General features: G+C 63.4%; 22 protein-coding genes and 3 pseudogenes. 18 read left to right on the plus strand and 7 right to left on the minus strand.

Annotation, left to right across the window (positions count from 1 at the left end; all coding sequences use genetic code 11):
* The first annotated feature begins 20 nt into the window (after positions 1-20).
* The 4 genes from H0I86_RS14450 (at position 21) to H0I86_RS14465 (ending at position 5,189) form a co-directional block, all read left to right on the plus strand.
* Positions 21-1,535 (plus strand): serine hydrolase domain-containing protein, encoded by a 1,515-nt coding sequence (locus H0I86_RS14450; RefSeq protein ID WP_180925540.1) that lies wholly within the window; start codon positions 21-23, stop codon positions 1,533-1,535.
* Positions 1,532-2,857, plus strand: a complete 1,326-nt coding sequence (gene aptA, locus H0I86_RS14455) for an omega-aminotransferase AptA (protein ID WP_180925541.1) — start codon at positions 1,532-1,534, stop codon at positions 2,855-2,857. Before H0I86_RS14450 ends, aptA begins: the two co-directional genes overlap by 4 nt.
* A gap of 14 nt (positions 2,858-2,871) precedes the next feature.
* Positions 2,872-4,290 carry an aldehyde dehydrogenase family protein gene (locus H0I86_RS14460; RefSeq protein ID WP_180925542.1) on the plus strand — a complete coding sequence of 473 codons (1,419 nt, stop codon included), beginning with the start codon at positions 2,872-2,874 and terminating at the stop codon, positions 4,288-4,290.
* Between the two features lie 611 nt (positions 4,291-4,901).
* Positions 4,902-5,189, plus strand: coding sequence for a hypothetical protein (locus tag H0I86_RS14465; protein WP_038583621.1), 288 nt, complete (start codon positions 4,902-4,904; stop codon positions 5,187-5,189).
* An 85-nt stretch (positions 5,190-5,274) separates the two neighbouring features.
* Here the strand turns inward: H0I86_RS14465 and H0I86_RS14470 are convergent, their stop codons facing one another.
* The 3 genes from H0I86_RS14470 to H0I86_RS14480 form a co-directional block, all read right to left on the minus strand.
* Positions 5,275-5,820 (minus strand): histidine phosphatase family protein, encoded by a 546-nt coding sequence (locus H0I86_RS14470; protein ID WP_180925847.1) that lies wholly within the window; start codon positions 5,818-5,820, stop codon positions 5,275-5,277.
* A gap of 174 nt (positions 5,821-5,994) precedes the next feature.
* Positions 5,995-7,047: an SDR family oxidoreductase gene (locus H0I86_RS14475; protein ID WP_180925543.1), complete on the minus strand. Its 1,053-nt coding sequence runs from the start codon at positions 7,045-7,047 to the stop codon at positions 5,995-5,997.
* A 3-nt stretch (positions 7,048-7,050) separates the two neighbouring features.
* Entirely contained in the window at positions 7,051-7,470 is a 420-nt protein-coding gene (locus H0I86_RS14480; RefSeq protein ID WP_180925544.1) for an ester cyclase, read from the minus strand.
* A 117-nt stretch (positions 7,471-7,587) separates the two neighbouring features.
* Between H0I86_RS14480 and H0I86_RS14485 the strand changes: the two genes are divergently transcribed.
* Positions 7,588-8,490: a LysR family transcriptional regulator gene (locus H0I86_RS14485; protein ID WP_180925545.1), complete on the plus strand. Its 903-nt coding sequence runs from the start codon at positions 7,588-7,590 to the stop codon at positions 8,488-8,490.
* Between the two features lie 61 nt (positions 8,491-8,551).
* Here H0I86_RS14485 and H0I86_RS14490 read toward each other — a convergent pair whose 3' ends face one another.
* Positions 8,552-9,316 (minus strand): tetratricopeptide repeat protein, encoded by a 765-nt coding sequence (locus tag H0I86_RS14490; RefSeq protein WP_180925546.1) that lies wholly within the window; start codon positions 9,314-9,316, stop codon positions 8,552-8,554.
* Between the two features lie 202 nt (positions 9,317-9,518).
* On the opposite strand from H0I86_RS14490, the gene H0I86_RS14495 reads away from it, so the two are divergent.
* Positions 9,519-10,019, plus strand: coding sequence for a GNAT family N-acetyltransferase (locus H0I86_RS14495; RefSeq protein ID WP_180925547.1), 501 nt, complete (start codon positions 9,519-9,521; stop codon positions 10,017-10,019).
* 78 nt (positions 10,020-10,097) lie between these two features.
* On the opposite strand, the gene H0I86_RS14500 is transcribed toward H0I86_RS14495, so the two are convergent.
* The gene (locus H0I86_RS14500) at positions 10,098-10,769 is read right to left on the minus strand and encodes a class I SAM-dependent methyltransferase (RefSeq protein ID WP_180925548.1); all 672 of its coding nucleotides are present in this window, start codon (positions 10,767-10,769) and stop codon (positions 10,098-10,100) included.
* Positions 10,770-10,860: 91 nt separating this feature from the next.
* Here H0I86_RS14500 and H0I86_RS14505 point away from each other — a divergent pair.
* The 3 genes and pseudogenes from H0I86_RS14505 to H0I86_RS14515 all read left to right on the plus strand — a co-directional run.
* Positions 10,861-11,010, plus strand: a pseudogene (locus tag H0I86_RS14505) (purine-cytosine permease family protein); the annotation flags it as partial.
* Between the two features lie 175 nt (positions 11,011-11,185).
* Complete coding sequence (locus H0I86_RS32150) at positions 11,186-13,492, plus strand: AAA family ATPase (RefSeq protein WP_258019441.1); 2,307 nt, start codon at positions 11,186-11,188, stop codon at positions 13,490-13,492.
* Positions 13,493-13,495: 3 nt separating this feature from the next.
* Positions 13,496-14,530 carry an HNH endonuclease family protein gene (locus tag H0I86_RS14515; protein ID WP_180925550.1) on the plus strand — a complete coding sequence of 345 codons (1,035 nt, stop codon included), beginning with the start codon at positions 13,496-13,498 and terminating at the stop codon, positions 14,528-14,530.
* Between the two features lie 25 nt (positions 14,531-14,555).
* Here H0I86_RS14515 and H0I86_RS14520 read toward each other — a convergent pair whose 3' ends face one another.
* Positions 14,556-15,539: a TerC family protein gene (locus H0I86_RS14520; RefSeq protein WP_308416480.1), complete on the minus strand. Its 984-nt coding sequence runs from the start codon at positions 15,537-15,539 to the stop codon at positions 14,556-14,558.
* Between the two features lie 303 nt (positions 15,540-15,842).
* Here H0I86_RS14520 and H0I86_RS14525 point away from each other — a divergent pair.
* The 5 genes and pseudogenes from H0I86_RS14525 to H0I86_RS14540 form a co-directional block, all read left to right on the plus strand.
* Positions 15,843-16,591, plus strand: a pseudogene (locus tag H0I86_RS14525) (TonB-dependent receptor plug domain-containing protein); the annotation flags it as partial.
* Positions 16,555-16,704: pseudogene (locus H0I86_RS32155) on the plus strand (LLM class flavin-dependent oxidoreductase); the annotation flags it as partial. The pseudogenes H0I86_RS14525 and H0I86_RS32155, both read left to right, overlap by 37 nt.
* Positions 16,705-16,923: 219 nt before the next feature.
* Complete coding sequence (locus H0I86_RS14530) at positions 16,924-17,445, plus strand: sigma-70 family RNA polymerase sigma factor (RefSeq protein ID WP_180925551.1); 522 nt, start codon at positions 16,924-16,926, stop codon at positions 17,443-17,445.
* A complete protein-coding gene (locus H0I86_RS14535) occupies positions 17,442-18,401 on the plus strand; it encodes a FecR domain-containing protein (RefSeq protein WP_180925552.1) in 960 nt (319 codons plus the stop codon). Before H0I86_RS14530 ends, H0I86_RS14535 begins: the two co-directional genes overlap by 4 nt.
* 103 nt (positions 18,402-18,504) lie before the next feature.
* Entirely contained in the window at positions 18,505-20,985 is a 2,481-nt protein-coding gene (locus H0I86_RS14540; RefSeq protein ID WP_180925553.1) for a TonB-dependent siderophore receptor, read from the plus strand.
* A gap of 58 nt (positions 20,986-21,043) precedes the next feature.
* Here H0I86_RS14540 and H0I86_RS14545 read toward each other — a convergent pair whose 3' ends face one another.
* A complete protein-coding gene (locus H0I86_RS14545) occupies positions 21,044-22,696 on the minus strand; it encodes a hypothetical protein (protein WP_180925554.1) in 1,653 nt (550 codons plus the stop codon).
* Between the two features lie 226 nt (positions 22,697-22,922).
* Here H0I86_RS14545 and moaC point away from each other — a divergent pair, with 226 nt between their 5' ends.
* The 4 genes from moaC to H0I86_RS14565 all read left to right on the plus strand — a co-directional run bounded on the left by moaC (position 22,923) and on the right by H0I86_RS14565 (position 25,549).
* Positions 22,923-23,408 carry a cyclic pyranopterin monophosphate synthase MoaC gene (gene moaC / locus H0I86_RS14550; protein WP_180925555.1) on the plus strand — a complete coding sequence of 162 codons (486 nt, stop codon included), beginning with the start codon at positions 22,923-22,925 and terminating at the stop codon, positions 23,406-23,408.
* Positions 23,405-23,650, plus strand: coding sequence for a MoaD/ThiS family protein (locus tag H0I86_RS14555; protein ID WP_180925556.1), 246 nt, complete (start codon positions 23,405-23,407; stop codon positions 23,648-23,650). The genes moaC and H0I86_RS14555 overlap by 4 nt, the downstream gene beginning before the upstream one ends.
* Before the next feature lie 4 nt (positions 23,651-23,654).
* Entirely contained in the window at positions 23,655-24,098 is a 444-nt protein-coding gene (locus tag H0I86_RS14560; protein WP_180925557.1) for a CopD family copper resistance protein, read from the plus strand.
* Positions 24,099-24,190: 92 nt separating this feature from the next.
* The gene (locus H0I86_RS14565; RefSeq protein WP_180925558.1) at positions 24,191-25,549 is read left to right on the plus strand and encodes an oxygen-independent coproporphyrinogen III oxidase; all 1,359 of its coding nucleotides are present in this window, start codon (positions 24,191-24,193) and stop codon (positions 25,547-25,549) included.
* Positions 25,550-25,864: the final 315 nt, after the last annotated feature.

Raw genomic sequence — 25,864 nt, forward strand, 5'->3', positions numbered from 1 at the left:
GAAATGAGGGGATAGATCAGATGACGAGTTTGCCGTTGCGGCGGGCACTGCCCAGCCAACAACGCGTATCGGCGCGTGGCGTGAGTGATTTCATTGATGCGGTGAACGCTGCGGGCCTGGAGTTGCACAGTTTCATGCTGTACCGCGACGGTGCGGTAGTGGCCGAAGCGTTTTGGGCGCCTTATCGCGCCGATCGGTTGCATGTTCAGCATTCGGTCACCAAAAGCTGGGTATCCATGGCCATCGGGCTGTTGGTGGATGACGGCGTGCTGTCGCTGGACGCCAAGGTGGTGGACTTTTTTGCCGCAGATTGCCCGGTACCTATCAGCGCAAACCTGGCAGCCATGACCGTGCGCGATTTACTGACCATGCGCACCGGCCATCGCCAGGGCATTTCCGGCGGGGCCTGGCGTGGGCGCAATGAAAGCTGGGTCAAGCTGTTCCTCGATGAACCGGTTGAAGACCCACCAGGGCAGCAGTTTATCTACAGCAGCGCCTCGAGTTTCATGCTCTCGGCGATTGTCAGCGTGGTCAGCGGCCAGACCGCCTTTGAACTGTGCAACGCACGTATCTTCCAACCCATGGCCATGGGTGCCATCGAGTGGGACCTTGCACCTGGTGGCTTCAACACTGGCGGCAATGGCCTGAGTTGCAGCACTGAGGACTTGCTCAAGTTCGGTGTGCTGCACTTGCAACAAGGCAACTGGGAAGGACAGCAGTTGCTATCCCGGGAATGGGTGGCCGAAGCCACCCGTGGGCATGTCGACGATGTATGGATGGGTGCCTTCGACGGCAAGTGCTACCAGGGCCGCGACTCGAGCGACGCAGGTGTCACGCGCCGCGAAGGCTACGGCTACCAGTGGTGGATGACCCTGCACGGTGGCTACTACGCCTCCGGGGTATTTGGCCAGCAGTGCATCGTCTTGCCACGCCATAACGCGGTGATTGCGTTTACCGCCGGGCTGCCCTTGGGCGAGCGGCGCTTGCACAGCCTGCTCTGGGAACATCTGTTGCCGGCGCTGGGTGTACCCGCCGACGGCGCGGCGGATGCCGAGTTGGCGGCGCTGTTGGCAAGCCAGCGGCGGCCGTCCCTCTCAGGGGCGTCGACCTCGCCGCGTCACGTCGAGTTCAACGGCACGTTTGTGGTGGAGGCCAACGAAGATCAAGTCAGCGAAATACGTTTGGTGCTTGGCACTGACCATTGCGACTTCTACCTCACCGACCCCCGTGGCACCCACTGCATTCGCGCCGGGCTGGCCAACGGCATCGAAAGCCAGACCAGCATGACCGGCCATTATCTGCATCACCAATACCAGCCGGAACTGACCCCGGTGGTGGCGCAGGCGCGCTGGACCGACGACGGGGTGTTAAGCATGACCTGGCAGTTTGTCGAGATGGCGTTTTGTGACCGTGTCAGCTGCCGTATTGAGCGCGGCATGTTGTATGTGGACCGCAGCGTCAACGTTAACGCAGGCCCGTTGCAGCGCCCGACGCTGACCGGCCATCCAAGAACAGCTTTGCAGGAGTCGCTATGAACGATATTTCCAACCCGACAGGTTCCGAGCGTGGCGCGTTCTGGGCACCGTTTACTCCGATGCGCCAGTTCCAGCAACAACCGATGATGTTCGCCAGTGCTGACGGCATGTACTACACCACCACCGATGGGCGTCGTGTACTCGATGCAATGGCGGGGCTCTGGTGCGTCAACGCCGGGCATGGCCAGCCGAAAATCGTCGAGGCCATTCGCGAGGCGGCGGGGCGCCTGGACTTTGTCTCGTCATTCAAGATGAGCCACCCCCACGCCCTGGAGATGGCCGAGCGCCTGATCGACATCAGCCCGGCCGGCATGGAGCAGGTGTTCTTTACCAACTCAGGTTCCGAGGCCGTCGACACCGCGTTGAAGATTGCCCGGGCGTATCACCAGGCCCGCGGCGACAGCCGCCGTACCAAGTTTATCGGACGTGCCAAGGGCTATCACGGCATGGGTTTCGGTGGGCTGTCGGTGTCGGGTATCGGCCGGCAGAAGCGTGACTTCGGCCCGTTGTTGGGCGAAGTGTCACACCTGCCGCTGCCTTACGACGCGGGTATGCGTTTCAGCGCCGGGCAACCGCAGCAGGGCGAACATTACGCCGACGCGCTGACACAATTGTTGGACATTCAGGATCCGAGCACTGTGGCCGCGGTGATCGTGGAGCCGGTGACAGGCTCCGGCGGGGTGTACCCGCCGCCCCAGGGTTATCTGCAACGCTTGCGCGAGATCTGCACCCGGCACGGCGTGCTGCTGATTTTCGACGAAGTGATCACCGGTTTTGGCCGCATCGGCGCCAGCTTCGCCGCCCAGGCGTTCGGCGTAACGCCAGACCTGATCACCACCGCCAAAGGCCTGACCAACGGCGCCGTGCCCATGGGCGGCGTGCTGGTAAGCGGTGCGGTGTACGAAGCGTTCATGGCCGGGCCGGCGAACGTCATCGAACTGATGCACGGCTATACCTATTCGGCGCATCCGCTGGCGTGTGCGGCCGGGCTGGCGACCATCGAGGTGCATTGCGAACTGGGCATCAATCAACACGTCAACGCGGTCAGCGGGCCCTGGCAGTCGGCCGCGCTGGCTCTGCAGGGTGTGGGGCCGGTGCTGGACGTACGCACCATCGGTTTGCTTTGCGCCGTCGAACTCGAGCCGCGCCCCGGTGCCGCCGGCGCGCGTGGCAGTGAAGTTGCGCAGTGGTGCTTCGAGCACGGCGTACTGGTGCGCGGTTCGGGCGACACCATCGTGATTTCACCGCCGTTGGTGATCAGCCAGCACGAGATCGCCCAGGTGTTCAACACTTTGGCGGGTGCCTTGAATCAGGTTGCCTGAAGGGAGTCGATGGTATGTACGATTTGTTTGAGTTCTACATTGACGGCGCCTGGGTCAAGCCCCACGGCGAAACCGTCGAGACAGTGGTAAATCCGTCCACCGAGCAGGGGGTTGCGCGCATCATCCTAGGCGACGCTCGCGATGTAGACCATGCGCTCGGTGCTGCCCGGCAGGCTTTTCCGGCGTTCGCCGCGAGTTCGCTCGAGGCACGTATCGACTTGCTGCAGCGCATCATCGAAGCCTACAAACGCCACAGCGAGGCGTTGATCGAGGCGGTTCATCTGGAGATGGGCGCGCCGCTGTCCCTGGCCCGAAGCGCGCATGTCCCGGCAGGCCTGGGCCATCTGGCGCAGGCGCTGGAAGTGCTGCGCGAGTACCGCTTCGAACGGCGCCTGGGCCAGACGCTGGTACTGCGTGAGCCTATCGGCGTGTGCGCCCTGATCACCCCCTGGAACTGGCCACTCAATCAACTCACCTGCAAGCTCGCACCCGCCCTGGCGGTGGGCTGCACCGTCGTACTCAAGCCAAGTGAGTGTGCGCCGTTGTCAGCGTATATCGTCGCGCAAATCCTGCATGAGGCCGGGGTGCCGAAGGGGGTGTTCAACCTGGTCAACGGTAATGGGCCGGGGGTTGGCGCTGCGCTGGCCAGCCATGCCGAGGTGGATATGGTGTCGTTTACCGGCTCGACCCGCGCTGGCATCGCAGTGGCCAAGGCGGCGGCCGATACAGTGAAGCGTGTGTCCCAGGAACTGGGCGGCAAATCCGCGAATATCCTGCTCGACGATGCCTACCTGCCTAGCGCGGTGCGTCACGGGGTACAGGCGTGCATCCGTAACAGCGGCCAGTCGTGCAATGCGCCAACGCGCCTGCTAGTACCGCGCGCGCAACAACAGGCGGTGATTGATATCGTCCGGGGAGTGCTGGCGCAGGTGTGCTTCGACGACAGTAACCCGACCTCCGCCATCGGTCCCGTGGCGAATGCCCTGCAATTCGAACGGGTACAGGCCATGATCGCCCAAGCCATCGCCGAGGGTTCGCGATTGATCGCAGGAGGGCTGGGACGACCACAAGGGATTGAGCGCGGCTACTACGTGCAACCTACGGTATTTGCCGACGTCACCCCGGACATGCTGGTGGCGCGGGAAGAAATCTTCGGCCCGGTCCTGGCGATCATGCCGTACGACAGCGAAGCCGAGGCGATAGCCATCGCGAACGACAGCCCTTACGGCTTGTCAGGTTACGTCACCTCGACCAGCCTCGAACGCAGCCGCAGGGTTGCACGGCAATTGCGCACCGGCATGGTCCATCTCAATGGCGCCCGGGCCGACCAGGCCGCGCCGTTTGGCGGCTATAAACAGTCGGGTAATGGGCGTGAGTGGGGGGCGTTGGGGTTTGAAGAATACCTGGAGAGCAAGTCGCTGTTTGGGTATTAACGGCTTCAGAGGCGCGCAACGGGGCGACAGATAAATCAACGGCCCCTTTGCGCTCTGGTTGGCGCTCACACGCGAAGAAAGCCGGCCGCTTTGGTTTGCCATGATAGATCCCCGGATAGTGAGCAGTAGCGAAGGTCAAAAGCCTATCAAGACAAGGCAGCAGGCCTTACCCCTGCGATCAAACAGAATTGCAGTCTTAATGATGAATGGATCGGATAATTGTCGGTTCGACGGGGTCACGAAAATTACTAAGCGTGAGGCAGGCAATGGTGGCCGAATTTTCCTGTACGCATCGGAGAGTGGTCGGCTGCTGCATGAAGGGCCAGTAGAGGATTCATCGACAGGCAGCGTTGAGGTTGTTCTGTATCCTCGCAAAATGTGCGAAACGTCCTCACGGAGGCTGCGGTAGCCGTTTTCCATTAGCCATTGGCGCAGCCGCCGCTCGCTACCGTTGGGCGCAGGATCAGGCGCGCCTTGCAGCTGCCGAGAATGTCGCAGGTCGTTCGGGAGGAGATGTACCTGGCTACGCAATCTTGTGCTTATATCGCCGCTCTCGAAAAGGCCAGGAACATCAGGATGAAGACCCAACAGCTACCAACGATGCCGCGCTCATGAAAACGCTGTTGATCGCAACCGCCTTGACGCTACTAGCGGTGTTCTATGTCGGCTATTACCAGGCGCTCGAGGATGGCGATATCGAGACGATTGTCTTCATAAAGCAGCACCCGACGGTTCAGATGAAGTTCTACAACCTGCACGCCAACGATGGCGAGATCAGGAGAGTCGAGCGCCTCTCTGAGCAAGAGCGACGCTGGATTATCGATTACTGCCGCTACCGGCTGGGTATCGACACTGCCTTGACCCGTCAGGACGATGTGGAAACCTGCGGGAAAAAATAGCCATTGAGTGGCCGCCCGGAATGCTGCGCGTCGCTGGCTGGCGGTGAACGCGGCACTAGACAGCTCTGTCGCTCAACGGCACCGCTTAAACACCTCTATATCGATACACCGTTGCACTCCAGTACCGACTGCCGCCATTAGGTGCTTGGCGAGTCCATCCCTCTGCCTCCAGTTGCCTGGCGATCAGTCGATTCATGAAGCCATGACCGAGCAGCAGAACCGGTCCATCGCTGGCAAGGGCCTGAAGACGTTGCGCGGCGGTGTTGGCGCGGGTCTTTGCAGTGGCGACGGATTCGACGCTGGGTGAGTAGCCGCACAACCACAGGACCCGAAGGATAAATGCCCAGGTAAACGGCGACAGCCGTGGCCGTTTCCAGCGTCCGTAAGGCAGTTGCGCTTCACCGAAAAGCGCGTCGACCAGGGCGGGTTTCAGGCCAAGCGCCTGGACAGAGGTCAGCGCCCGTAGCGCGTTGCTTGAGACAATCACCCTGGCGGTTGCGGCGAGTTGCAGGCTGGCCTCCGGGACGGGTTGTTGGGTGATTTCGCAGCGGTTGTATTGTTCGATCCAGTCCTGCATATCGAGCGCGGACAGTTTGTCGGTGGCGGCCAGCTTTGGCTGGCCGTGGCGCATCAGGATGATTTCCCTGTTCACAGTCTTTTACGTCCTTGAGGAGCTTGTGGAGAGGGTACGCTAAGTGCGGTTTCGAGCGCTCGAGACATCGCTCTGATGCCAGTACGAAACCGCAGCAATGCGAGGCGCGACCAGCGGCTTTGCGGGCGCGACGGTCACGCCATTTGCAACAAGTCAGTCTTCGGCCATGACGCGGGTGGGTCTTGCGCGCTGGGTTTTAAACCAGTTGCGGTCGCGGTACCACGCCACGGTGTCGGCGATCGTCAGTTCCAGCGCCCGGAAGGTCAGGCCCAGTTCTTCCTCGCTCTTGCGGTGGTTGAAGCGGGTGCGGTCCTTCTCCCGTACCAGCAGGCGCAAGGTGGCCATGCTCAGCAGGATGGGCCTGCCGGTCAGGCGCGCGTAGACCTCCTGCACCGCCGCCAGGGTGTAGAGAAGGGGGAGCGGCACGTAGCGCGCAGGTGTCTTGACCCCGGCGATACGCCCGAGCACAGGCACCAGTTCGGCCATGGTCATATGCCGGCCCGCCGCCAGATAGCGTTCACCGCTGCGCCCGTGCCTGGCCGCGGCAATCTGCGCCAGGGCCACATCGCGGGCATCGACGACGGAAAAGCTGCCGGGGATCAGCCCGGGCAACTTGCCGCGCAGGACATCGTTGACCAACTGCCCCGAGGAGGTCGGGCCGAGGTCGCCGGGGCCCCACATCCAGCCCGGCAGGACCATGCAGGCCTGCATTTCGGGATGGGTCTCAAGGAACGCCAGGATGGCTCGGTCGGCGAGGATCTTGCTGCGGTAGTAGTCATCGGCGTTGGCGTCGGCGCGCAGGCAGGTCTCATCGATGGAGGTGCCAGGCGCGCCGTCGAGCACGGCAATCGAAGAGGTATGGATAAACCGGCGGATACCGGCGCGGTAGGCCTGGGCGATCAGCTCCTGCGTGCCGATGACGTTGATCTTTTCGAGTTCCTGCCAGTGGCTGCCGCCCTGGTAGTTGTCGCGAAAGAACGCCGCGGTATGAAACAGCGTATCGCAGCCTTGCAGGTCCGCGGCGAAGGCCTCGACATCGCCCATGTCGCCCACGATCAGCTCCACGCCCGGCAGGTTCTTGAACTGCTGTTCACCCTTGGCCCTTGAACGCACCAGGGCCTTGACCGCGCAGCCTCGCGCGACCAATTCCCGCACCAGGTTGTTGCCCAGCAAACCGGTGGCGCCAGTCACGAATGCATGACGCATGGTTCAACCCTCGCTCGGTTCGGCTGACGGCATCAGCACCGTGCTGTCGAAGAACACCTCTTCATGGATGGCCAAGCCGTCCTTGAAGGTGAAGTGGGCGGCGTAGTACACGGCAATAAAGCGTCCATGGGGTGGAATCACCCGGCCCGGCAGCACCAGGGGCGCGGCGAAGGTGCCGCTGAGCATGGCCGTCAGCGCCAGGCGATCGACGCCGACGGCGAACGGGCTGAGGATCACGTGGGCATCGGGGAAGGCTTCGAACAACGCGATTTCTCGGTGGCGCATGGCTTCGCGACCCACTTGTATCCCCGCGCCATCGAGGTAGGTGAAGTCTTCGCTCACCAGCGCCAGCATCGCCTCCACATCACGGCGATTGAAGGCATTGGCGGCGTGTTGCGCATAGTCGTTGGGGCCAATCGGCATACAGTCCATTCCATTCGTTTCCAGGGCCTGTAGATATACCGTCGAGACCCCCTCTCGAAAAACAGCGGCTCCTGCATAATGGCTTTGCATATCTGCAAGGCAGGGAGGAGATGAAGCATGGTGTCGGAAGCGAATTGGGACGATCTTCGCCTGTTGTTGGCCGTCTCGCGGCGTGGCAGTTTTCTGCAAGCGGGCCAGCTGCTGGGGATCGCGGCGTCTACGGTGTCCCGCCGGTTGACTCAGCTTGAGAGTGCCCTGGGCGAGCCGCTCGTCGAGCGCGGCGTCGAGGGGTGCTGGTTGACCTCGCGGGGCCAGTCCCTGGTGGAAGTGGCCCTGGCGGCGGAAGCGGGCTTGAGGCGGCAAACCGTTGCCGGCCTGTCCGCGCTGGACACCGAGCTGTCGGGCAGTGTCCTGGTCAGTGCGGGGGAGGGCTTTGCGTCGTGCGTGCTGGAGGCGGCGAGTCGCTTCACCGCGCTTCACCCGCGTTGCACGGTGGAGTTGCTGGTGGCCGCCGACTTTCACAAGATCGTCCGTGGCGTGGCCGACATTGCAGTGCGTACCGCCCACCTGGGCGAGCCGTCGCTGATTTACCGACCCATAGGCCGGCTCGCCTACGGGGTCTTCGCCGATGCGGATTATCTGCGGCGCTTTCCACAGGTGACGCCGGCTTCGGCAGTCAATATCGGCCTGCTGCCACCGCTGGACATGTTGCCGCAAGTGCGGGTGGCCAAGGCCGCCGGCCTGGAGCGCGCGCAGATCAGCGTGAACTCGTTCGCCTTGCAACTGGACGCGGTGCGGCGAGGCCTTGGGGTAGCCGTGCTGCCGCGTGTGCTGGCGCAGGACCTGATCGAGTTGTTCCCGGAGCTCCAGCTTCCCGATATGGAGGTCTATCTGGTGACCCGGCCACAGGCCTTGAAGCAGGCTCACATCAAATGTTTTTTTGCCATGCTGGAGCAGGTGCTGCTCGAAGCCCTGGCCCTGGAGAAGGTTGAAGATGGTGCCTTGGGAGGCGAGGGCTGAGGTGTGAAGCGCCCCCGGTTTTCCCGGGTGTTATGCATGATCGGCAGAGAGCGGTCAGAACTCACCCCTGTACCAGGTAAGCTCCGGACGGAACCCGATCGCGCAGCTTCTTGCATTTGCCGGGCTTGGGCTGATGCCCCGGCGGGCGATCGGGAAACCAGATTCGACATTTACCCGGAGGCGGTCGATGGCCACGGGGAATCTCAATCTCGTCGTACGTGGAGGCTGGCTCGGCGGACGTCATTCGCAGTTGCCCTTCGGGGCTTGGCCTGTCATCCGTTGGCCAGTCTGCTGTGCTCTCCGCCGCTTCGCGGGTGAAGGTCTCAGGGCGGCGTTCAGTGTCCGGAGGGGGCTGCTCGGCGGCGACAGTTTCTGCTTCACGGCGCCTTTTAACCTCTTCTTCCAGGCCCTCCCGTACGGCAACCAGGCGCTCGTCGGTGTTGGGTGGGTTATTCGACGCCTGGGCCTTCTGCGCCGCCTGGATCAATTGGAGGTTGCGATTGCGTAACGCGAGGTTGCGACCGACCCGCATGTTGGAGCGCGTCGCCAGCGCCTCAGCCTGCTGATACTGCCCCTGCTGAAGACGCAACACGCCGAGGTAGTGCAGGGTCGCGGGATTGTTCGGTTGGATATGCAGGGCTCGTTCCAGTGTGGCAGCGGCCTGGTCCAACTGGCCATCTGCATACTGCTGCGAGGCAGATTCAATCAGGGTGGTTGATGCGGTGTTACTTTGCTGAGAGGCTTTGCGCTCGGCCGCAACCGAACAATGCGACGCGACTGCGCAGAGCGCCAGGATCAGACCTGGCAGAAAACGCTTGGTTGGCATCAGGGGGCAGACTCGGTTGATCATCGACGGCACTGGCGTAAAACAGGTCTTCAGCGTTGCTCGGCCGGGGGTGTGTTCACTGTCCCGTCATGACCGATGAAGGGGCTGCTATCGACCTGGCCAGTCACCTGAAGTTCCCGCAGGAGTGGCCAGCAGATGGGCAAGTCCGGGCAATGACCCATGAGAAAAAGGAGAGGTGTGCATGCAGTCGTTCAAAGTGCGCGAGCTGAGCCATACGGATACTGAAGCGCTGCTGGCCTTCGAAACCCGGAACCGTGAGTGGTTCGAATCCCATATCGAGGCGCGCGCCCCTGCTTTTTATTCGGTGCAGGGTGTCGCCGAACATATCGAAGGCTACCTGGCCGATTTCGCGGCTGGCACCTGGCACCCCTGGGTGATCGAGGATTGCAGCGGAACAATCATCGGCCGCGCCAACCTGAAAAACATCGATAGCGCGCAGGGTTCCGCCGAAGTCGGCTATCGGATTGCCCAAAGTGCTTGCGGCCAGGGGCTTGCGACACAGGCGCTGCGGCATCTGATCCAGCAAGCGCGGACGCGTTGGCAACTGACGCAGCTGGTGGCTTATGTCTACAAGGAAAATCTCGGCTCGACCAAGGTGGTGGAACGCTGCGGGTTCTTGCCGGAGCCATCCGCAGAAGACGGCAAGGCGGGAGCCGAGTGCCGATTCGTTCTCTCGATCTGATAAGGGTTCTAGCCGTTTACCGCCCTCGCGACTCTGACTGCCTGCAACCGCCACGTCGCGCCAGCCAATTGCACATCCTCACCCGCGCCGCTCGGCCACCAGCAGCAACGACTGCGGCACCGGGCTTTGCGGGTGTTGCGGCTCCTGCAGGCTGGCCAGCCGCAAGCCGGCCATGTCCAGGGCATTGAGCCAGCTGGACAGGGTGCGGAAGTACCACGGCATGGGTTGCCACTGGCCCTTGAAGCCGGCGAAGGTCTCTTCGCGCCAGCCGTCCTGATAGTCGCCGGCCGCCGCGCTCCAGGGGTGCAGGGTCTGGATCGCCAGTGCGCCGCCCGGGGCGAGCAGGGCGTGCATGGCGGCCAGCAGCGGGATGATGTCCTGGTGCAGCAGGGCGAAGTTGGCGCAGATCAGGTCGTAGTCGCGGCCGATGTCCACCTGCGCTTCCACCAACGCGGCATAGCTGGCCACATGCACCGTTGCCGAGCCCGCGGCGCGCGCGGCCTCGACCAGGGTCGCATCGCCATCCACCCCGACCGCCTCGATGCCCCGCTGCGCCAGGGCCCGCAACAGCCAGCCTTCGCCGCAGCCCAGGTCTAGCACACGCTGGGGCTGACGGCCCAGCACCGCCAGCAGGATCGCCTGGTCGGTGACTTCGACGCGGCTTTCGATGGCGCCGCCGCGGATGGCGTCGATCCAGGCCTGGGCGTTGTGCTGCCAGCTGTGCAGCAGGGTGGATTCGGGAGCAGGCATGTGGGTGTCGTCCAGAGTGGGTGGTCGGGTCTGGAGGGTGGCTAGCGCTGACGTTAGCAGGCCGGGCGCCTGTGTCCAATACGCCGGTCTTCTGTATGTCGAGTCCTACGCCAACCTGGTGGAAGGTGTGGACCTGTGTTGGCTGGTGGGGCTGCTGGTGAGCTGTCCGCTGCATTACTGCCTGGCCACCCGTAGCCGGGAGGAGTGGGTGAAGGCGGCGCGCTTGGGATTTGTCGACTGATAGAGCGGTTGGGTGAAGCAGGGCGCCTGGGGTGAAGATCCAGGCATCTTGTTCATGGATACAACGTTTTGCGGGAGATGAAAAACGCCTCTACTTTTTGCCTCGTGCCGATTAGATTTGCCGATTTTCGACAGATGGCGCGATAGCCCCCGCCCGTATCTCAAGGAGGAGAGTCATGCAGTGCTTCGATCGTAGTGCCGTACCACCGCCAAGTCTGTTGCGGAGCCGGGAGGCCAGCACTGACAGGCAGGTGCTGGTGGAGTATTTTCTGGCCGACAAGACCAAGAGGGCACAGAGTCGGGTGCCGGAATCGCTTGTCGATCTGAATGAAGACTCTGTCCGTCTTGGCCTGAGCCGGCTGTTTCACGGCAAATGTGCGTTCTGCGAGCGGGCAGCGGTCCCCACGGCCGTCTATCGATTTCGTCCGAGGTCACAGGCAAGCCCATTGAAGCGAACGCCGGATGCCCACCTGTATTACGTCTGGCTGAGCAGCGCCTGGGAAAATCTCTACGCCATCTGCATGGGCTGCGAGCCCGAGCGAGTGGACTACTTTCCTGTTCAGGGCAGCCGCTCGCCTTTGCCTTCGGTGCGGCAGATTGAGCTCTATGTACTGGAAAACATAGGACTATGGCACGACTACCCGCTCAAGGAGCGTCAGGTCCTGCTCGACCCCTGCGAGCAAGTCGACCTGGCCCGTCATCTGTCAGTCGATCTCTCGGGCCAACTCTATGGGCTGAGCGAGCGTGGAGCTGAAACGATCGAGCATTTCAAGCTCAATCGTCTCCAGGTACTCAAGCAGCGCAAGATCAAGCTGAAGGAGTACTTTGACGAGCTGATCGACAACTGGTTCTTCCGGTCGGAGGACGAAAAACCGCCGTTCATGCTCTTCGACTTTGCCACGCTGGACTTTGGCGGCTGCTGGTACCTGCTATGCCGGCGTCTCGTCCTGGCGCTTGCAAAGTCCAAGGTGTCGTCGGCGGAACTTGCTCCTGAGCGTATCGAGGAGACATTGCGAGCACTCTCCCATAGCGCTGACGTCTTCGAATGGAATGGAGACCTTGAGTCCCGGCTGGCAGAGTCCGTGGTACAACGATTCGCCCCAGCCTCGCAAAGAGTGAAATCCTTGCCCCGTGAATATCCGGCACTGGCATCGATTCGCTTTAACAATTTCAAGGGCATCGAGCAGCTTGAACTGCAGATGCCCGCTGTACAGTCGACGCGGATTTCAGGTACGAGGCCAGCTCAACCGGCCCTGCTGATACTTGGCGAAAATGCCGCTGGAAAAAGCTCCATCCTGGAGGCCACGGCCCTGGTGCTCAGCGGTGACAAGGCCTGCAGCAAATTGCCGATCGACATTTCCTCGTTGCCCCTGGACCCCGAACTGCTGGGGGTAGAGCACGCGCCGCGATGCCGCTCAGCGTCCGTGGTCGCGATGTTTCAGGATGGTAGTAAGCGCGATCTGACCGTCGAGGAGGGGATGTTCTGGCACGACGGCACCCACGTCGTGCCTCCGGTCTTCGCTTACGGCGCATTCCGGCAATACCAGAAGCAGGTGCGGCGCTACAGCCCGAGCAAATCGATCATCAATCTTTTCGACTCGACAGCCTTGCTGTCCAACCCGGAAAAGTGGCTGCTGGGCCTCAAGCCGGACGAGTTCAACACCGTGGTGCAAGCCCTGCGGGGCATCCTGTCCATCGAAGGCGCGTTCGACGTCATGGAGCGCGACGAGCAGAACCAGCGATGCCTGATCGTTACTGCGGCAGGGGATGACCAGCTGTTGTGCCGGACACCGCTGAGCCTGGCTTCCTCCGGCTATCGTTCGGTACTGGCGATGGCCTGCGACATCATCCAGGGCTTGATGGATCGGCGTATCAATCCGTATTTCGAAAGCCTGGAAACGGCCCAGGCGGTAGTGCTGATCGACGAAGTGGAAGCGCATCTGCACCCGCGCTGGAAAATCCAGATCATGCGGGCGCTGCGCCAGGCACTGCCCCAGGTCACCTTTATTGCTAGCACTCATGATCCGCTGTGCCTGCGTGGCATGCAGGACGGTGAGGTGATCGTCATGCAGCGGGTACCCAGCGAAAAACGCTCCGATATCCAGTGGCCGGTGATGGTCGAGCAACTGGTCCGCTTGCCGGAGGTCAGCCAACTGACTGTCGAGCAGTTGCTCACCTCGGACTTTTTCAGCCTGACCTCCACTGACCAGCCAGATACCGAGCGTGAATTGGCTCACCTGGCCGATCTGCTGAGTGCCCGGGGAAGAGGGGAATTGCTGGCGCCGCCACAGCAGGAAAGGCTGCGTAGCCTTGAGCGCAATATCAGCGCTGCCTTGCCGGTCGGCTCCACCGAGGTACAACGGCTGGTACAGGAGGCTGTTGTCGAGTACCTGGATAATCGGCGGCGGGTATCGACGCACAAGCTCGGGCAACTGCGGGTCGAGGCCAAGCAGCGCATCCTCGGCATTCTGGAGGGGCTCTGAAGCATGCGCGCCGTCAGTCGTGAGAGCGTGGTCGTTCCCGATGTTATGTCGGGAGACGAGTCGCCGGCGAACAAGGAACTGCAGAAATTCCAGGACTACTTCAATGCGCCAGCGGGGGCGTTGCCAGCCTTTGCCGTCTACAGGTCAGACAGCGTCAAGAAGCAATTGCATGAGTTGTTCCATGGCAAATGTGCCTACTGCGAGAGCTTCTACTATGGCAGTGCGCCGGTGGATATCGAACACTACCGACCCAAGGGGCGGGTATACGAGGAGCCGGACCATCCCGGCTACTGGTGGATCGCCATGGACTGGGAAAACCTGTTGCCTAGCTGTATCCATTGCAACCGACGCAGCGGGCAGGTGACGCCCAGGCTTTCCGCCAGCCTGGTCAGCCTGGTCAATGAAGGAAAGGCGTTCAGTCGTTCCAGTGTGATGCAGACTGGCAAGCAGGACAGCTTTCCGATCCTCGGCCAGCGAGCGGCGGTGGGAGTCCGGGACTTTAGCGCTGAACAGGCGTTGCTGCTGGATCCGTGTCGGGATCAGCCGCAGGAGCACCTGCGGTTTCATGTCGATAGCGGCAATCTGATCGGCCTGGTGCTACCCAGTTCCCATGACAGCGGTGGCCTGGCCTTGGCTGGCGGTGTGGCGGGGATCAGGCCGGAACTGCAATCGGTCATCGAGCAGGCCCTGGCCGATGGGCTGAGCCTCAGGGGCGCGGTGTCGATCCATGTCTATGGGTTGAACCGGCTCGGGCTGGTGCAAGAGCGCACGCGCGTACTGCGTCAGTTGGAGTTCCTGGAAATGCTCACGGTGGAAATGGGTTTGATGGCCCAGGAGTTGGACCCTGACCCGGATATCCCGATGGCCGACGGGCCTGATCGGGACAGCAGGTTGCGCGACAAGCGTATCGCCAAGCGCTTGCGCTTTCTTCAGGAGCAGATTCTGGGGCAGATGAAAGCGCTGGCCAGCCCCGAAGCGCCGTATTCGGCCATGGTCCGGGAGTGGGTCGAGGGCTTCAAGGCGCGCCTGTTGGCCTGATCAGGGTGTCGCCGCTCAGGCCCTCCTACGGCGTTCGCATCCGGTCCTCGTCAGACGATTTGTTGCGACTCACGAACAGGCTCAACAGCACCGAAACCAGAATGATCCCGCCGACGACGGCCAGCGACCATTCCACCGGCATGTGCAGCCACGGCATCAGCGTCATCTTGGTGCCGATGAACACCAGCACGATCGCCAGCCCGTACTTGAGCAGATGGAAGCGGTCGGCCATGTCGGCCAGCAGGAAGTACAGGGCACGCAGGCCCATGATCGCGAAGATGTTCGAGGTGAACACAATGAACGGGTCGGTGGTGATGGCGAAGATCGCCGGGATGCTGTCGACCGCGAACATCAGGTCGCTGGCCTCGATCAGCACCAGCACCAGGAACATCGGCGTGGCCCAGCGCTGGCCGTTTTGCAGCACAAAGAAGTGCTCGTCATGAAACCTTTTGGTAATGCGCAGATGGCCTTGTACCCAGCGTAACAAGGGGTTCCTGGCGAGGTCGGGCTGCTGGTGGGCGAATAGCAGCATCTTGATCCCGGTGATGATCAGGAACACACCGAACGCATACAGCAGCCACGCGAACTGCGACACCAGCCACACGCCGGCGAAAATCATCGCCCCGCGCATCACGATCGCCCCGAGCACCCCGTACAGCAACACTCGGCGCTGCAACTCCGGCGGCACGGCAAAGTAGCCGAAAATCATCACGAAGATGAACATGTTGTCGATCGACAGCGACTGCTCGATCAGATAGCCGGTAAGGAATTCCAGGGTCTTGTGTCGTGCGATCTCAGGCCCGAACTCGGCCTCTAGGTACCACCAGAGCAACCCCGCGAAGACCATCGCCAGCGTGGACCAGGCAATCACCCAGCACGATGCCTCGCGCACCGATACACGGTGTGCCTTGCGCCCGCCGAGGACAAACAGGTCCACGGCCAGCATGGCAAGAACGAAGGCGATGAAGGCGAACCACATCCAGGGTTCGCCGATGTGCAGGGACTGCATGCCGTTCTCCCGGTCTGGGCTTGTGCTGGCACCAACGGTTCATGCTAGCGGCGAGATTGCCGTGAAGAAAAATCGATTATTCCTGAGCAGTGATTCGTTATTTACGAAGTGTCGCTGAGGCTTATGTTCTGGCTTATTCGATAAAGGTATTTAAAAATTTATCTTATAGTTCTTTATGCTATATGTCCGGTCAGCTGGATCCATTCTTAAAACAGAATCGATGATCGCCACCGTCCGCCGCACGGATCGCTCGTCTGCATGCCAGGCGTTGTTCGCCCTGGTTTTAGCGTCAAGGAGAGCGGTATGGGGGGCTACACAAAACACCTTCTGTCCACGGCGATCGTCTCGGCCAATGTGCTGGGCGCCGTGCTCTGGAGTGGCGGCGCAGGGGCCGCGCAGGCCACGGAAGACAGCGACACGTCGGCCCGGCTGGATACGCTGATCGTCACCGGCACCCGGGCCCAGGAACGCACCGCCAGCGCTTCGCTGTCACCCATCGATGTGATTTCTGGCGAGAGCCTGCGCAGTTCCGGTTCCAGCGAACTGGCCACGGTGCTGGCGAAGTTGATCCCGTCGATCAACTTCCCGCGCCCGAGCCTGGTGGACGGCGCCGAGCTGACCCGCCCGGCGCAGTTGCGCGGGTTGTCGCCGGACCAGGTGCTGGTGAACGGCAAGCGCCGGCACACCTGGGCCTTCGTCAACCTCGGCGGCGCAGTGGGGCGCGGCTCGGCACCGGCGGACCTGAACGCGATCCCGCTGTCGGCCATCGACCATATCGAGGTGCTGCGCGATGGCGCCTCGGCGCGTTATGGCTCGGATGCCATCGTCGGGGTGATCAACATCATCCTGAAAAGCGCCGACCACGGCGGCTCGATATCCACCAAGTACGGGCAGTACAAGAAGGGCGACGGCATTCAGCGCCAGGTCGCCGGCAACAGCGGTTTTGCCCTGGGGACAACGGCTTTGTCAGCCTCTCCGGCGAGGGTGCGAACAACGACTACACCGACCGCGCCGGTTTTCCTGGTTGCCGGGCGGCCTCGACGACTTCGTCGCCAAGGTCATTCCCGAATTGCAGGAGAGGGGGATTTTCCGTCGCGAATACGAGGGTGCCGCCTTGCGTGAAAACCTCGGGTTGCCGCGGCCGGCGAACCGGTTTTTTGCCTAGGGATTGCCCATCGATACCGGGTGCTGACCCGGCAAGCGTTTCAACCTGTACTGACAGATGGCCCCACAGTCGAGAAAAGCGTTGGCCGGCAACCGCACGGCCTCGTTCCAGGGGGAGGGCGCCTGTCCCATCGCGACAGGCCCTTCATGTATAGGTTGCAACCCGCGATGACACGGATGACAATGCGAGTCATTATCAGTCGCGAATTATTCCATCGTCATGCCCGCCAACGACCTGTCCTTACGCAGCGCTGTCAACGATCTGTATTGTGACCACCACGGCTGGCTCCAGGGCTGGCTGCGCAAGCGCCTGGGCAATGCCTTCGATGCCGCGGACCTGACCCAGGACACCTTCGTCCGGGTGATCAAGGCCCGCTCCGCGCTGGACATTCGCGAGCCGCGCTCGTACCTGTCGATGATTGCCAAGGGGCTGCTGATCGACCTGTTTCGCCGGCGCTCGCTGGAGCAGTCCTACCTCGAAGTGCTGGCCGCCATGCCCGAAGCCCTGCAGCCATCGCCGGAGGAGCAGGCGATGCTGTTCCAGGCGCTGATGGAAATCGACCGCCTGCTGCAAGGGCTGGGGCCGCGGGTCAAGCAGACCTTCATCCTGTCGCAGTTCAATGGCCTGACCTACCCGCAAATCGCCGAGCAGCTGGGCGTCAGCGTGCGCACGGTGAACAACCACATGGCCAAGGCCATGGAGCATTGCTGCCTGATGCAGATCCAGTTGCAACTCGCATGAGCCTGCCTGCCGAGGAAGTGAAGGCCATCGGTGTCGCGGCGCGCTGGTATGCCCGCTTGCATTCCGGCACCGCGACCGACGCCGATCGCGCCGCCTGGGACAGCTGGCTGGCGGCCGATCCAGTGAATCGCCAGGCCTGGCAACGCATGGCCGCGGTGGCCGAGCAGATGGCCAGCGTGCCGGGCGCCCTGGCGGCGCCGACCTTGAGCAAGGCTGGCAACAGTTCCCGGCGCCAGGTGCTGCGCAGCGCCTTGCTGCTGACCTCCGCTGGTACCCTGGGCTGGCTGGGCTGGCGCAGCCAGGCCGCGCAGAACCTGATGTGCGACTACCGCACCCGGGTCGGCGAGCGCCGCGAATTCCGCCTGGCGGACGGCAGCAGCCTGCTGCTCAACACCGACACCTCGGTCAACCTGCGCTTCGATGGGCGCCAGCGGGTGCTGGAGTTGCTGTGGGGCGAGATCCTCGTCAGTACCGCGCCTGATCCATTGCAGCGACCGTTCAAGGTGGTCACCCGCCACGCCGAGGTGCTGGCGCTGGGCACTCGTTTTATCGTGCGCAGCCAGCCCGGCGGTGGCGAGGTGGCGGTGCTGGAAAAAGCAGTCGAGATCAGCCTGCCGGGCAGCGGTTCGGTAATGCGGGTCGAGGCCGGCAAGCGGGTGGCGTTCAACGAGCGCAGCCTGGGCACGCCACGTGGCAACGATGTCTCGGTGGGCGCCTGGCAGCAGGGCAGCATCATCGCCATCGACCGTCCCTTGGCCGCGCTGCTCAACGACCTGTCGCGCTATCGTCCCGGCGTGCTGCGTTGGGACCCGGCCATCGGCGAGCTGAAGGTCTCCGGGGTCTTTCCCATCGACGATACCGACTTGGCCCTGGCGGCGCTGGAGAGCGGGTTTGCCTTACGCGTGACCCGCTACAGCCGTTTCTGGGTCCAGGTCGCCCGGGCCGATTCACGCTGACGCCGGGCCTTGGATAAAAAAATCTTCGGCGCCTGCACTTTTCGGCCGCACCGTTCGGCTCATCCCTCAGTGAGTTGTCATTGACCGTTTTGGGGGAGGGAGCATGTCTCGGGTGAACGCGCCAGGTCGTCTGGCGAATGCAGTGAAAGTCGCGTTGTTGGCAACCAGCATGGCCAGCGCCTGCTCGGCGAATGCCGACCAGGCCGCAGGGGCCACGGCGCAGCAGAGCCAGGTCCGCGCCTATGACGTCGGCGCCGGCAGCCTGGTGGATGTGCTGACCCGTTTTTCCAGCGCCGCCGGGGCGGCGATTTCCTTTGATGCGCGCCAGACCCAGGGCCGGCAATCGCCCGGGCTCAAAGGGCAGTTCGGGGTCGACGAAGGTTTTGCGCGGATTCTGCGCGGCAGTGGCCTGCGCGCCGAGCCCCAGGCCAACGGCAGCTATGTGCTGCGCGAGGCGCCGGTGCTCGGCTCGGCGCTGGAACTGGGCGCCACCAACATCAACGGCCAACTGCTGGGGGCGACCACCGAGGGCAGCGGCTCCTACACCACCGGGGCGGTGACCATCGGCAAGGGCGAGCACTCGCTGCGGGAAACCCCGCAATCGGTGACGGTGATGACCCGCAAGATGCTCGACGACCAGAACCTGCACAGCATCGACCAGGTCATGGAAAAGACCCCGGGCATCACCGTCTACGACTCGACCATGGGCGGCAAGTATTTCTACTCCCGCGGCTTTCGCATGTCGGGCCAGTATCAGTACGACGGCGTGCCGCTGGACATGGGCAACCAGTATGTCCAGGCCGACAGCTTCAGCGGCGACATGGCCTATTACGACCGGGTGGAAATCCTCCGTGGCGCGGCGGGGATGATGAAGGGCGCGGGCGGCACCGCCGGCGGGGTGAACTTCGTGCGCAAGCGTGGCCAGGGCACCCCGCAGACCGAAGTCACGCTGTCCGGCGGCAGCTGGGACAACTACCGCGGGCAGGTCGACACCGGCGGCCCGCTCAACGAGTCCGGCACCCTGCGTGGTCGCGCGGTGGTGGCCGAGCAGAGCCGGCATTACTTCATCGACGACGCCAGTCGCAAGGACCAGGTGTATTACGGCGCGCTCGACTTCGACCTGAACCCCGACACCACCCTCGGCCTGGGCATCGCCTATGAGGACGTCGACGCCAACCCATGCTGGGGCGGCTTGCCGCGCTACAAGGACGGCAGCGACCTGAAGCTGGGCCGCTCGACCTGCCTCGACCCGTCCTGGAACACCTGGCGCAGCAAGCGCACCACGGTGTTCGGCGACCTCAAGCACCAGCTCAACGACGACTGGGCGCTGAAGGTCGCCGGCGTCTACACCAAGAACACCCAGGACATCAAATACGCCTTCGCCTCCGGCACAGTGACACCCGGCATCGACACCACCGGCATGCTCGGCAGCATGTACGACTACGACCAGGTCGATTACGGCCTCGATGCCTACCTGGATGGCAAGTTCAGCGCGTTCGGCCTGCAACATGAGCTGGTGGTGGGGCTCAACGGCAGTCGCGCGGACAAGGACGATTTCTTCTCGGTGGCCTTCCTGCCGCAGCGGCAGAACGTGTTCAACCCGGACCGGCATATCCCGGAACCGGACGACAGCTACTTCATCGAGAACTCGAGCCGCGGTGGCCCGGTGAAGACCGTCACCGAACAGCGTGGCCTGTACTCGACCCTGCGGCTCAAGCTGGCGGAGCCCCTGACCTTTGTCGTCGGCGGCCGGGTCAGCTGGTACCGCTCGAAAAGCGATTCGGTGTTCCTCAGCTCGGGCACCTCGGAGCACGCCAGGAGCACCGAGACCGGGCAGGTCACGCCCTTTGCCGGCCTGTTGCTGGACCTCAACGACAACCTCACCGCCTATGCCAGCTACGCGGAGATCTTCACGCCCCAGGGCAACTACCGCTCGCAAAGCGGCTCGGCGCTCAAGCCGCTGGTGGGGGAAAGCTATGAACTGGGGATCAAGGGCGAATGGTTCGAAGGGCGCCTGAACAGCTCCTTCAACCTGTTCCAGACCGTGCAGAAGGACCAGGCGCAGACCGACTACAACTCCAGTTGCGCATCATCGGACGGCTACTGCTACCTGAACTCCGGCAAGGTCCGCGCCCAGGGCTTCGAAGCCGAGATCAGCGGCGAAGTCATCGAGCGCCTGCAACTGCTGGCCGGTTACACCTACACCCAGACCAAGACCCTCGACGACATCGACAGCGGCCTCAATGGCGCCGCGTTCAACAGCTATGTACCGCGTCATGTGTTGCGCTTGTGGGGCGACTATGCCCTCGACGGCGCGTTCGAGCGCTTCAGCATCGGCGCCGGGGTCAACGCGCAAAGCGACAACTTCCGGGTATCGCCGGCCAACGGCGAAAAAATCACCCAGGCCGGCTACGCGGTGTGGAACGGCCGCATCGGCTACCGCATCGACGACACCTGGTCGCTGGCGCTCAACGGCAACAACCTGTTCGACAAGCGCTACTACGCCACCATCGGCACCGAAAGCTTCGGCAACTACTACGGCGACCCACGCAACTTCACCATGACCCTCAAGGCGCGGTTCTGAGTCGGCCAGCCAATAAAAAACGCCACTCCCGGGAGTGGCGTTTTTGTTTGTGGCTGGTTTATCCGATCTCTACCCATTGTCGGGCATTGCCGGCACCCAGCAGATCAGCGACCGCCTTCACCGCAATCCGGCCATCCACGGTGCCCAGCGCCAGCTGCCCGGCGTGGGCGTCCATGGCGTGGATGATGGTCGGCAAGCCATCGATCCGCGCCTTGGCGTTCAGCCGCAGTTGGCCGGTCCGGGCCTCGATCAACAGGAGTGTCCCATCCAGGAACGCCGCCGCCACCAGGCCCGCTTCGGGTAGGTGGACGATCGCGCTGGGCGAGGCCGGGGTGGGGTGGCGCCACGGTTCCTGGCCGCGATCCAGGTGCCGGCGGTAGATGAAACCCTGGTATGGGGCGCAGACCGAAGGGGTGTAGTGCTGGCCGGCGATCACCACGCCCGTGCCCAGGGCATCCGCCACATAAGCGCCGCGGCATTCCATGGCGTGGCTGGCCTGGCTGCCGTCCTGCCTGAGCAGCGGCCAGAGTCTTTGCAGGGTGCCGTCAGGCTGGACGAGGCACAGGTACTTGTGTTTATGGGAGCTGGCCGGCGTGCCCTGCAGCGCGAAAAGATAGGGTGCGCCGCTGATGCCGATGTAGTGGTTGAAGCAGTCGTAGTGGCCCACGTCGACAGGCTGGACGCTGTCGCGGCTGGGGTCCAGCAGCAGGTCGACGGCCTTCGAGCCGGGGTCTCTCAGGCGGTTGCGCCGCCCCAGGAGGCGGCCGTCGCTGGCTGCCGAAAAGGTGTATTCATCGTCGTAGTCCTGCACCAGGACCAGGCCGTTGTCCGTCAGGGCATACAAGCGCGAATCGCGGCGATAGGCCTCGGGGCCGTCCTGCACCTGCACCCCGTGCACATGCACGCCGGCCCCGCGCAGGATTTCGGCGCCGTAGCCTGGACCCCTGTGGTGGGCGAGTCGGGTGCCGTCCGTGCTGTAGATATCCAGCAGGCAGTCGTCATGGGTGACGCCTATCCGGTCCGGGCCGAGCCAGGCGATATCGCGGATCGCGCCCCGGCATTCCAGCTCGGGCACGCCCAGCCAGCGGGCCAGGCGCACGGCCGGCGGGCTCTGGTCATCTGCGGCAAGGCCCGAGGCAGCGACGGTCGCGGTCGGGTCCAGTTCCAGCACCTCTGAGGTTCGGGCTGTCCACGCTGCTTCACTGTCGTCGATCTGCACCAGAAACAGCGTGTCGAGGATCACCGACCAGTCGCTGTCGTCCAGCCCGTCCCATTCTTCGTTCCATGGCCGCACCCAGGCTTCGATCCGCTCGCCGCTGGCGTCGTAGCGGCAGCGCACGACTTCGGGAATATCGGCATAGGGACGCCGGCTTTCACCGGTCTGCCAGTTCCACACCGCCAGCTCGCCTTCGAACAGGTAGCCGCCGTCATAGCGGCCGGCACCGACGACGATACGGGGCAGGGTGGGGTGGAAACCCACGTCGTTGATCGGCAGGCGCAGTTCGTCGAAGATGGCGAACGGCACCGGCTCGCCACGCCGGTACAGGCCGAGCCGATAACGCAACCCGGTGCCGCCATAGGCCGCCCGCGCGGGCGGATTGACCAGCAACGCAAACTCCGAGACCACGGCGACGATATCCCCCGCCGGGTGCAGGAACGCGCCGGTGATCCTGCCGGTTCCGTGCAAGGTGGGGTCCATGATGCTGGTCATTGCTATTCCCTGAGTGATGGTGTGCTGGCGTTGCCTGCGCATGCTACCCGCAGCCCGCGCGCGCGGGAAATCCTCACGCCAGTCTTGGCGGTTGGTCTTGCAATGTCGGCTTTCTTGATTGACATCAACCGTGCCCGCGGGCCGGCGCAGTAGTCTCGTTGCCATCCAACGGTGTGCGAGGGCGATCCCGTCGCGCTTTTCGCCGCCATGACTAAGGCTCCTGTCCATGAACGACGCGGTACTGACCCACCTCGATTCCCTCGGCCGTGCGCGCATGGTCGATGTCACCGATAAACACGTGACCTTTCTCGAGGCGGTGGCCGAGGCCTGGGTGCATATGCGTGCCGAGACCGCGCGGTTGATTGTCGGCGGTGGCCATCCCAAGGGCGATGTGTTCGCGGTGGCGCGCATCGCCGGTATCCAGGCGGCCAAGCGCACCAGTGAGCTGATCCCGCTCTGTCATCCGTTGCTGCTGAGCAGTGTGGTGGTCGAGCTGAACCTCGAGGACGAGCACCGCGTGCGTATCGTGTCGCGCTGCAAACTGGCGGGGCAGACCGGGGTCGAGATGGAGGCGCTGACCGCCGCCAGTGTCGCCGCCCTGACGCTGTACGACATGTGCAAGGCAGTGGACCGCGGCATGCATATCGAGTCGGTGCGGCGGCTGCGCAAGTCCGGGGGCAACAGTGGCGACTACCAGGCGTCGTCGGCATGAGGTTGCAGGTGCAGTATTTCTCCCGCTACCGGGAAACCCTGGGCTGCGCGAGCGAGGTGGTCGAAGGTGACTTCGCCTGCCTCGAGCATTTGCGCCGGCACCTGGCGAGCCGCTGCGGCATCTGGCGGGTGCTGGCCGAACCGAGCCTGATGTGTGCCCGCAACCAGGATATGTGTGGGCTCGACGAGGCGCTGGACGACGGCGACGAGGTGGCGTTCTTTCCCACGGTGACTGGAGGCTGAAGCGATGATCTATCCGCTGCTGCTCAGCCTGCACCTGTTCGCCGCGCTGGTCTTTATCGGCACGGTGTTTTTCGAAGTGCTGTTCCTGGAACACATCCGCAAGCAACTGCCGGCCAAGCTTATGGTGCTGCTCGAACAGGGCATCGCCGGCCGTGCCCGCCAGCTGATGCCCTGGGTGCTGCTGGCGCTGTTCGGCGCCGGGCTGGGCATGGTCTGGGGGCGTTATCTGCCGGTGCTGGCCGCGCCCTTGGCGTCGTCGTTCGGCACCTTGTTGCTGCTGAAGATTGTGCTGGCCGCCAGCGTGCTCGGGCATTTCCTGGTGGCCATGCTGCTGTTCCGCAGCGGGCGCATGAATGCCTGCTATTCGCGCTTCATCCATCACAGCCTGTTCGGCCATATGCTGCTGATCGTGCTGCTGGCCAAGGCCATGTTCTACCTGAACTGGTAGGCCGGCGCCGACCCCACGCTTGATGCAAGTCAAGGAGCTCCGGGCGTTAACGCCGGACACTGGCCCTCCACCGCCAGCCATGGAGCCCAGTCATGCCTGATCTACTCCCGCACCGCAGCGAGCCGGCCGTTCGACGCGATCAAGGTGTGCTCGATCCCAACTGCCATGTCGACACCCGCCGCTTTCACGGCGGTATCGGTTCCCTGGACCTGCTGCGGGCGTTGCGCAACAGCCGGCAGAAGCGCCGGCCGCTGTCGTTGAACGTGCAGTTTCCGACACGCCTGGCGGGCACGCCGGTGGACGCTGGCGAAAGCTACCTGCGGCGGCTGGAGCGCGAGATCGACCTGGTGGGTTGCCACCTGGGGCCGGAGCAGCGGATCGAGCAGTTTCACCTGGGTGGCGGCACCCCGGACGCGGCCCATCTGCAACGCTTGATGACCCATCTGCGCCAGCGCTTTCACTTCCTCGAACACGATTGCGGCGACTACAGCGTCGACGTCGACCTGCACCACACCGACTGGGCGACCATGGGCCTGCTGCGCGACCAGGGATTCAACCAGGTCAGCATCGGCGTGCCGGATATCGGCGGCGACAGCCAGCTGTCGGTGGCCTGCTACCAGAACCCGGCGCCCATCCATTCGCTGATCGATGCGGCGCGGACCTTCGGTTATCGCTCGGTGAATGTCGACCTGGGCTATGGCCATGCCTGGCAGACCCCGGAGAGTTTCGCCTTGAAGCTCGGCACCCTGATCGAGCTGGAGCCCGACCGCCTGCAGGTGTTCGACTACGCCCAGCCGCCGTTGCGCTACCGGCGCCAGACCCAGGACCAGCCCGCAGCAGCCTGCAGCCTGGAGGCCAAGGAGGCGATGCGGCGGATCTGCTTCGAGCACCTGCTGGCGGCGGGTTACCAGTACATCGGCCTGGGCCAGTTCGTGCGGCCCGACGACGACCTGATGATGGCCCAGGAGCGTGGCCGGCTGCGCCGCAACTGCCAGGGGTTTACCTGCCACGGTTATTGCGACCATGTGGGCTTCGGCCTGGGCGCCATCAGCCAGTTCGACGAGCTGTATACGCAGAACAGCGAGGTGCTCGGCGACTACCTGCAACAGCTCGACCTGGGCCAACTGGCGACCTGTCGCGGCTGGCGCTGCGAGGCCGGCGACCAGGTCCGGCAACTGGTCATGGAACGCCTGGCGTGTGACCTGGAGCTGGACATCCTGGCCATCGAAAGCCGCTACGGGCTGATCTTCGGCCAGTACTTCGCGTCCGCCTGGCTGCGCCTGCAACAGCTGAGCTGGAACGGCCTGGTGGAAGTCTCGGAGCGCTTTATCAGCATCCTGCCCGCCGGCCGGCTGGAGGTGGACAGCATCTGCCAGCTGTTCCGGGAGGACCTCGACAGCCCGGGGCAGGCCTCGGATTGCGCGTGCGTGGAGCCTGATCCCGGGCGCTGATTTCAACCCCTTATGCTGAGCAACTGGCTGACCGCCATCAGCGCGTCCAGCTGTTCCTCGTTCAGGGCGCAGGATCTGGCGATGCGCGCGATGAAGCACCATGAATATTCATCCTTAATGGGGCTTGGAGGGGAGGGCGGCTGCCAGGCAAGAGCTGTCAGACAAGGCCGAGGGCGACACGGCTGGCGAGGGCGAGGATCGCGCCGAGGACGACAAACCACGTCAGTGGCTGGATGGCTTTTTTTCATGGCGGCTCCGGTAATGCGGGAGGGGGTTGGGTGCCCTGTGTTCAGCAAGACCCGGGCCAGGCGCCAG

Source organism: Pseudomonas chlororaphis subsp. aurantiaca (assembly GCF_013466605.1).
Taxonomy (GTDB): Bacteria; Pseudomonadota; Gammaproteobacteria; order Pseudomonadales; family Pseudomonadaceae; genus Aquipseudomonas; species Aquipseudomonas chlororaphis_I.

Excerpts from the sequence above, each read along its gene's own strand:
- H0I86_RS14520 (WP_308416480.1), bottom strand. The coding sequence starts at position 15,539 with ATGCAGTCCCTGCACATCGGCGAACCCTGGATGTGGTTCGCCTTCATC.
- H0I86_RS14540 (WP_180925553.1), top strand. The coding sequence starts at position 18,505 with ATGTCTCGGGTGAACGCGCCAGGTCGTCTGGCGAATGCAGTGAAAGTC.
- H0I86_RS14515 (WP_180925550.1), top strand. The coding sequence starts at position 13,496 with ATGCGCGCCGTCAGTCGTGAGAGCGTGGTCGTTCCCGATGTTATGTCG.
- H0I86_RS14560 (WP_180925557.1), top strand. The coding sequence starts at position 23,655 with ATGATCTATCCGCTGCTGCTCAGCCTGCACCTGTTCGCCGCGCTGGTC.
- H0I86_RS14460 (WP_180925542.1), top strand. The coding sequence starts at position 2,872 with ATGTACGATTTGTTTGAGTTCTACATTGACGGCGCCTGGGTCAAGCCC.
- H0I86_RS14495 (WP_180925547.1), top strand. The coding sequence starts at position 9,519 with ATGCAGTCGTTCAAAGTGCGCGAGCTGAGCCATACGGATACTGAAGCG.
- H0I86_RS14545 (WP_180925554.1), bottom strand. The coding sequence starts at position 22,696 with ATGACCAGCATCATGGACCCCACCTTGCACGGAACCGGCAGGATCACC.
- H0I86_RS14470 (WP_180925847.1), bottom strand. The coding sequence starts at position 5,820 with ATGCGCCACGGCCAGCCAAAGCTGGCCGCCACCGACAAACTGTCCGCG.
- H0I86_RS14490 (WP_180925546.1), bottom strand. The coding sequence starts at position 9,316 with ATGCCAACCAAGCGTTTTCTGCCAGGTCTGATCCTGGCGCTCTGCGCA.
- H0I86_RS14485 (WP_180925545.1), top strand. The coding sequence starts at position 7,588 with ATGGTGTCGGAAGCGAATTGGGACGATCTTCGCCTGTTGTTGGCCGTC.
- H0I86_RS32150 (WP_258019441.1), top strand. The coding sequence starts at position 11,186 with ATGCAGTGCTTCGATCGTAGTGCCGTACCACCGCCAAGTCTGTTGCGG.
- H0I86_RS14535 (WP_180925552.1), top strand. The coding sequence starts at position 17,442 with ATGAGCCTGCCTGCCGAGGAAGTGAAGGCCATCGGTGTCGCGGCGCGC.
- H0I86_RS14480 (WP_180925544.1), bottom strand. The coding sequence starts at position 7,470 with ATGCCGATTGGCCCCAACGACTATGCGCAACACGCCGCCAATGCCTTC.
- H0I86_RS14555 (WP_180925556.1), top strand. The coding sequence starts at position 23,405 with ATGAGGTTGCAGGTGCAGTATTTCTCCCGCTACCGGGAAACCCTGGGC.
- H0I86_RS14475 (WP_180925543.1), bottom strand. The coding sequence starts at position 7,047 with ATGCGTCATGCATTCGTGACTGGCGCCACCGGTTTGCTGGGCAACAAC.
- H0I86_RS14465 (WP_038583621.1), top strand. The coding sequence starts at position 4,902 with ATGAAAACGCTGTTGATCGCAACCGCCTTGACGCTACTAGCGGTGTTC.
- aptA (WP_180925541.1), top strand. The coding sequence starts at position 1,532 with ATGAACGATATTTCCAACCCGACAGGTTCCGAGCGTGGCGCGTTCTGG.
- moaC (WP_180925555.1), top strand. The coding sequence starts at position 22,923 with ATGAACGACGCGGTACTGACCCACCTCGATTCCCTCGGCCGTGCGCGC.
- H0I86_RS14450 (WP_180925540.1), top strand. The coding sequence starts at position 21 with ATGACGAGTTTGCCGTTGCGGCGGGCACTGCCCAGCCAACAACGCGTA.
- H0I86_RS14500 (WP_180925548.1), bottom strand. The coding sequence starts at position 10,769 with ATGCCTGCTCCCGAATCCACCCTGCTGCACAGCTGGCAGCACAACGCC.
- H0I86_RS14530 (WP_180925551.1), top strand. The coding sequence starts at position 16,924 with ATGCCCGCCAACGACCTGTCCTTACGCAGCGCTGTCAACGATCTGTAT.
- H0I86_RS14565 (WP_180925558.1), top strand. The coding sequence starts at position 24,191 with ATGCCTGATCTACTCCCGCACCGCAGCGAGCCGGCCGTTCGACGCGAT.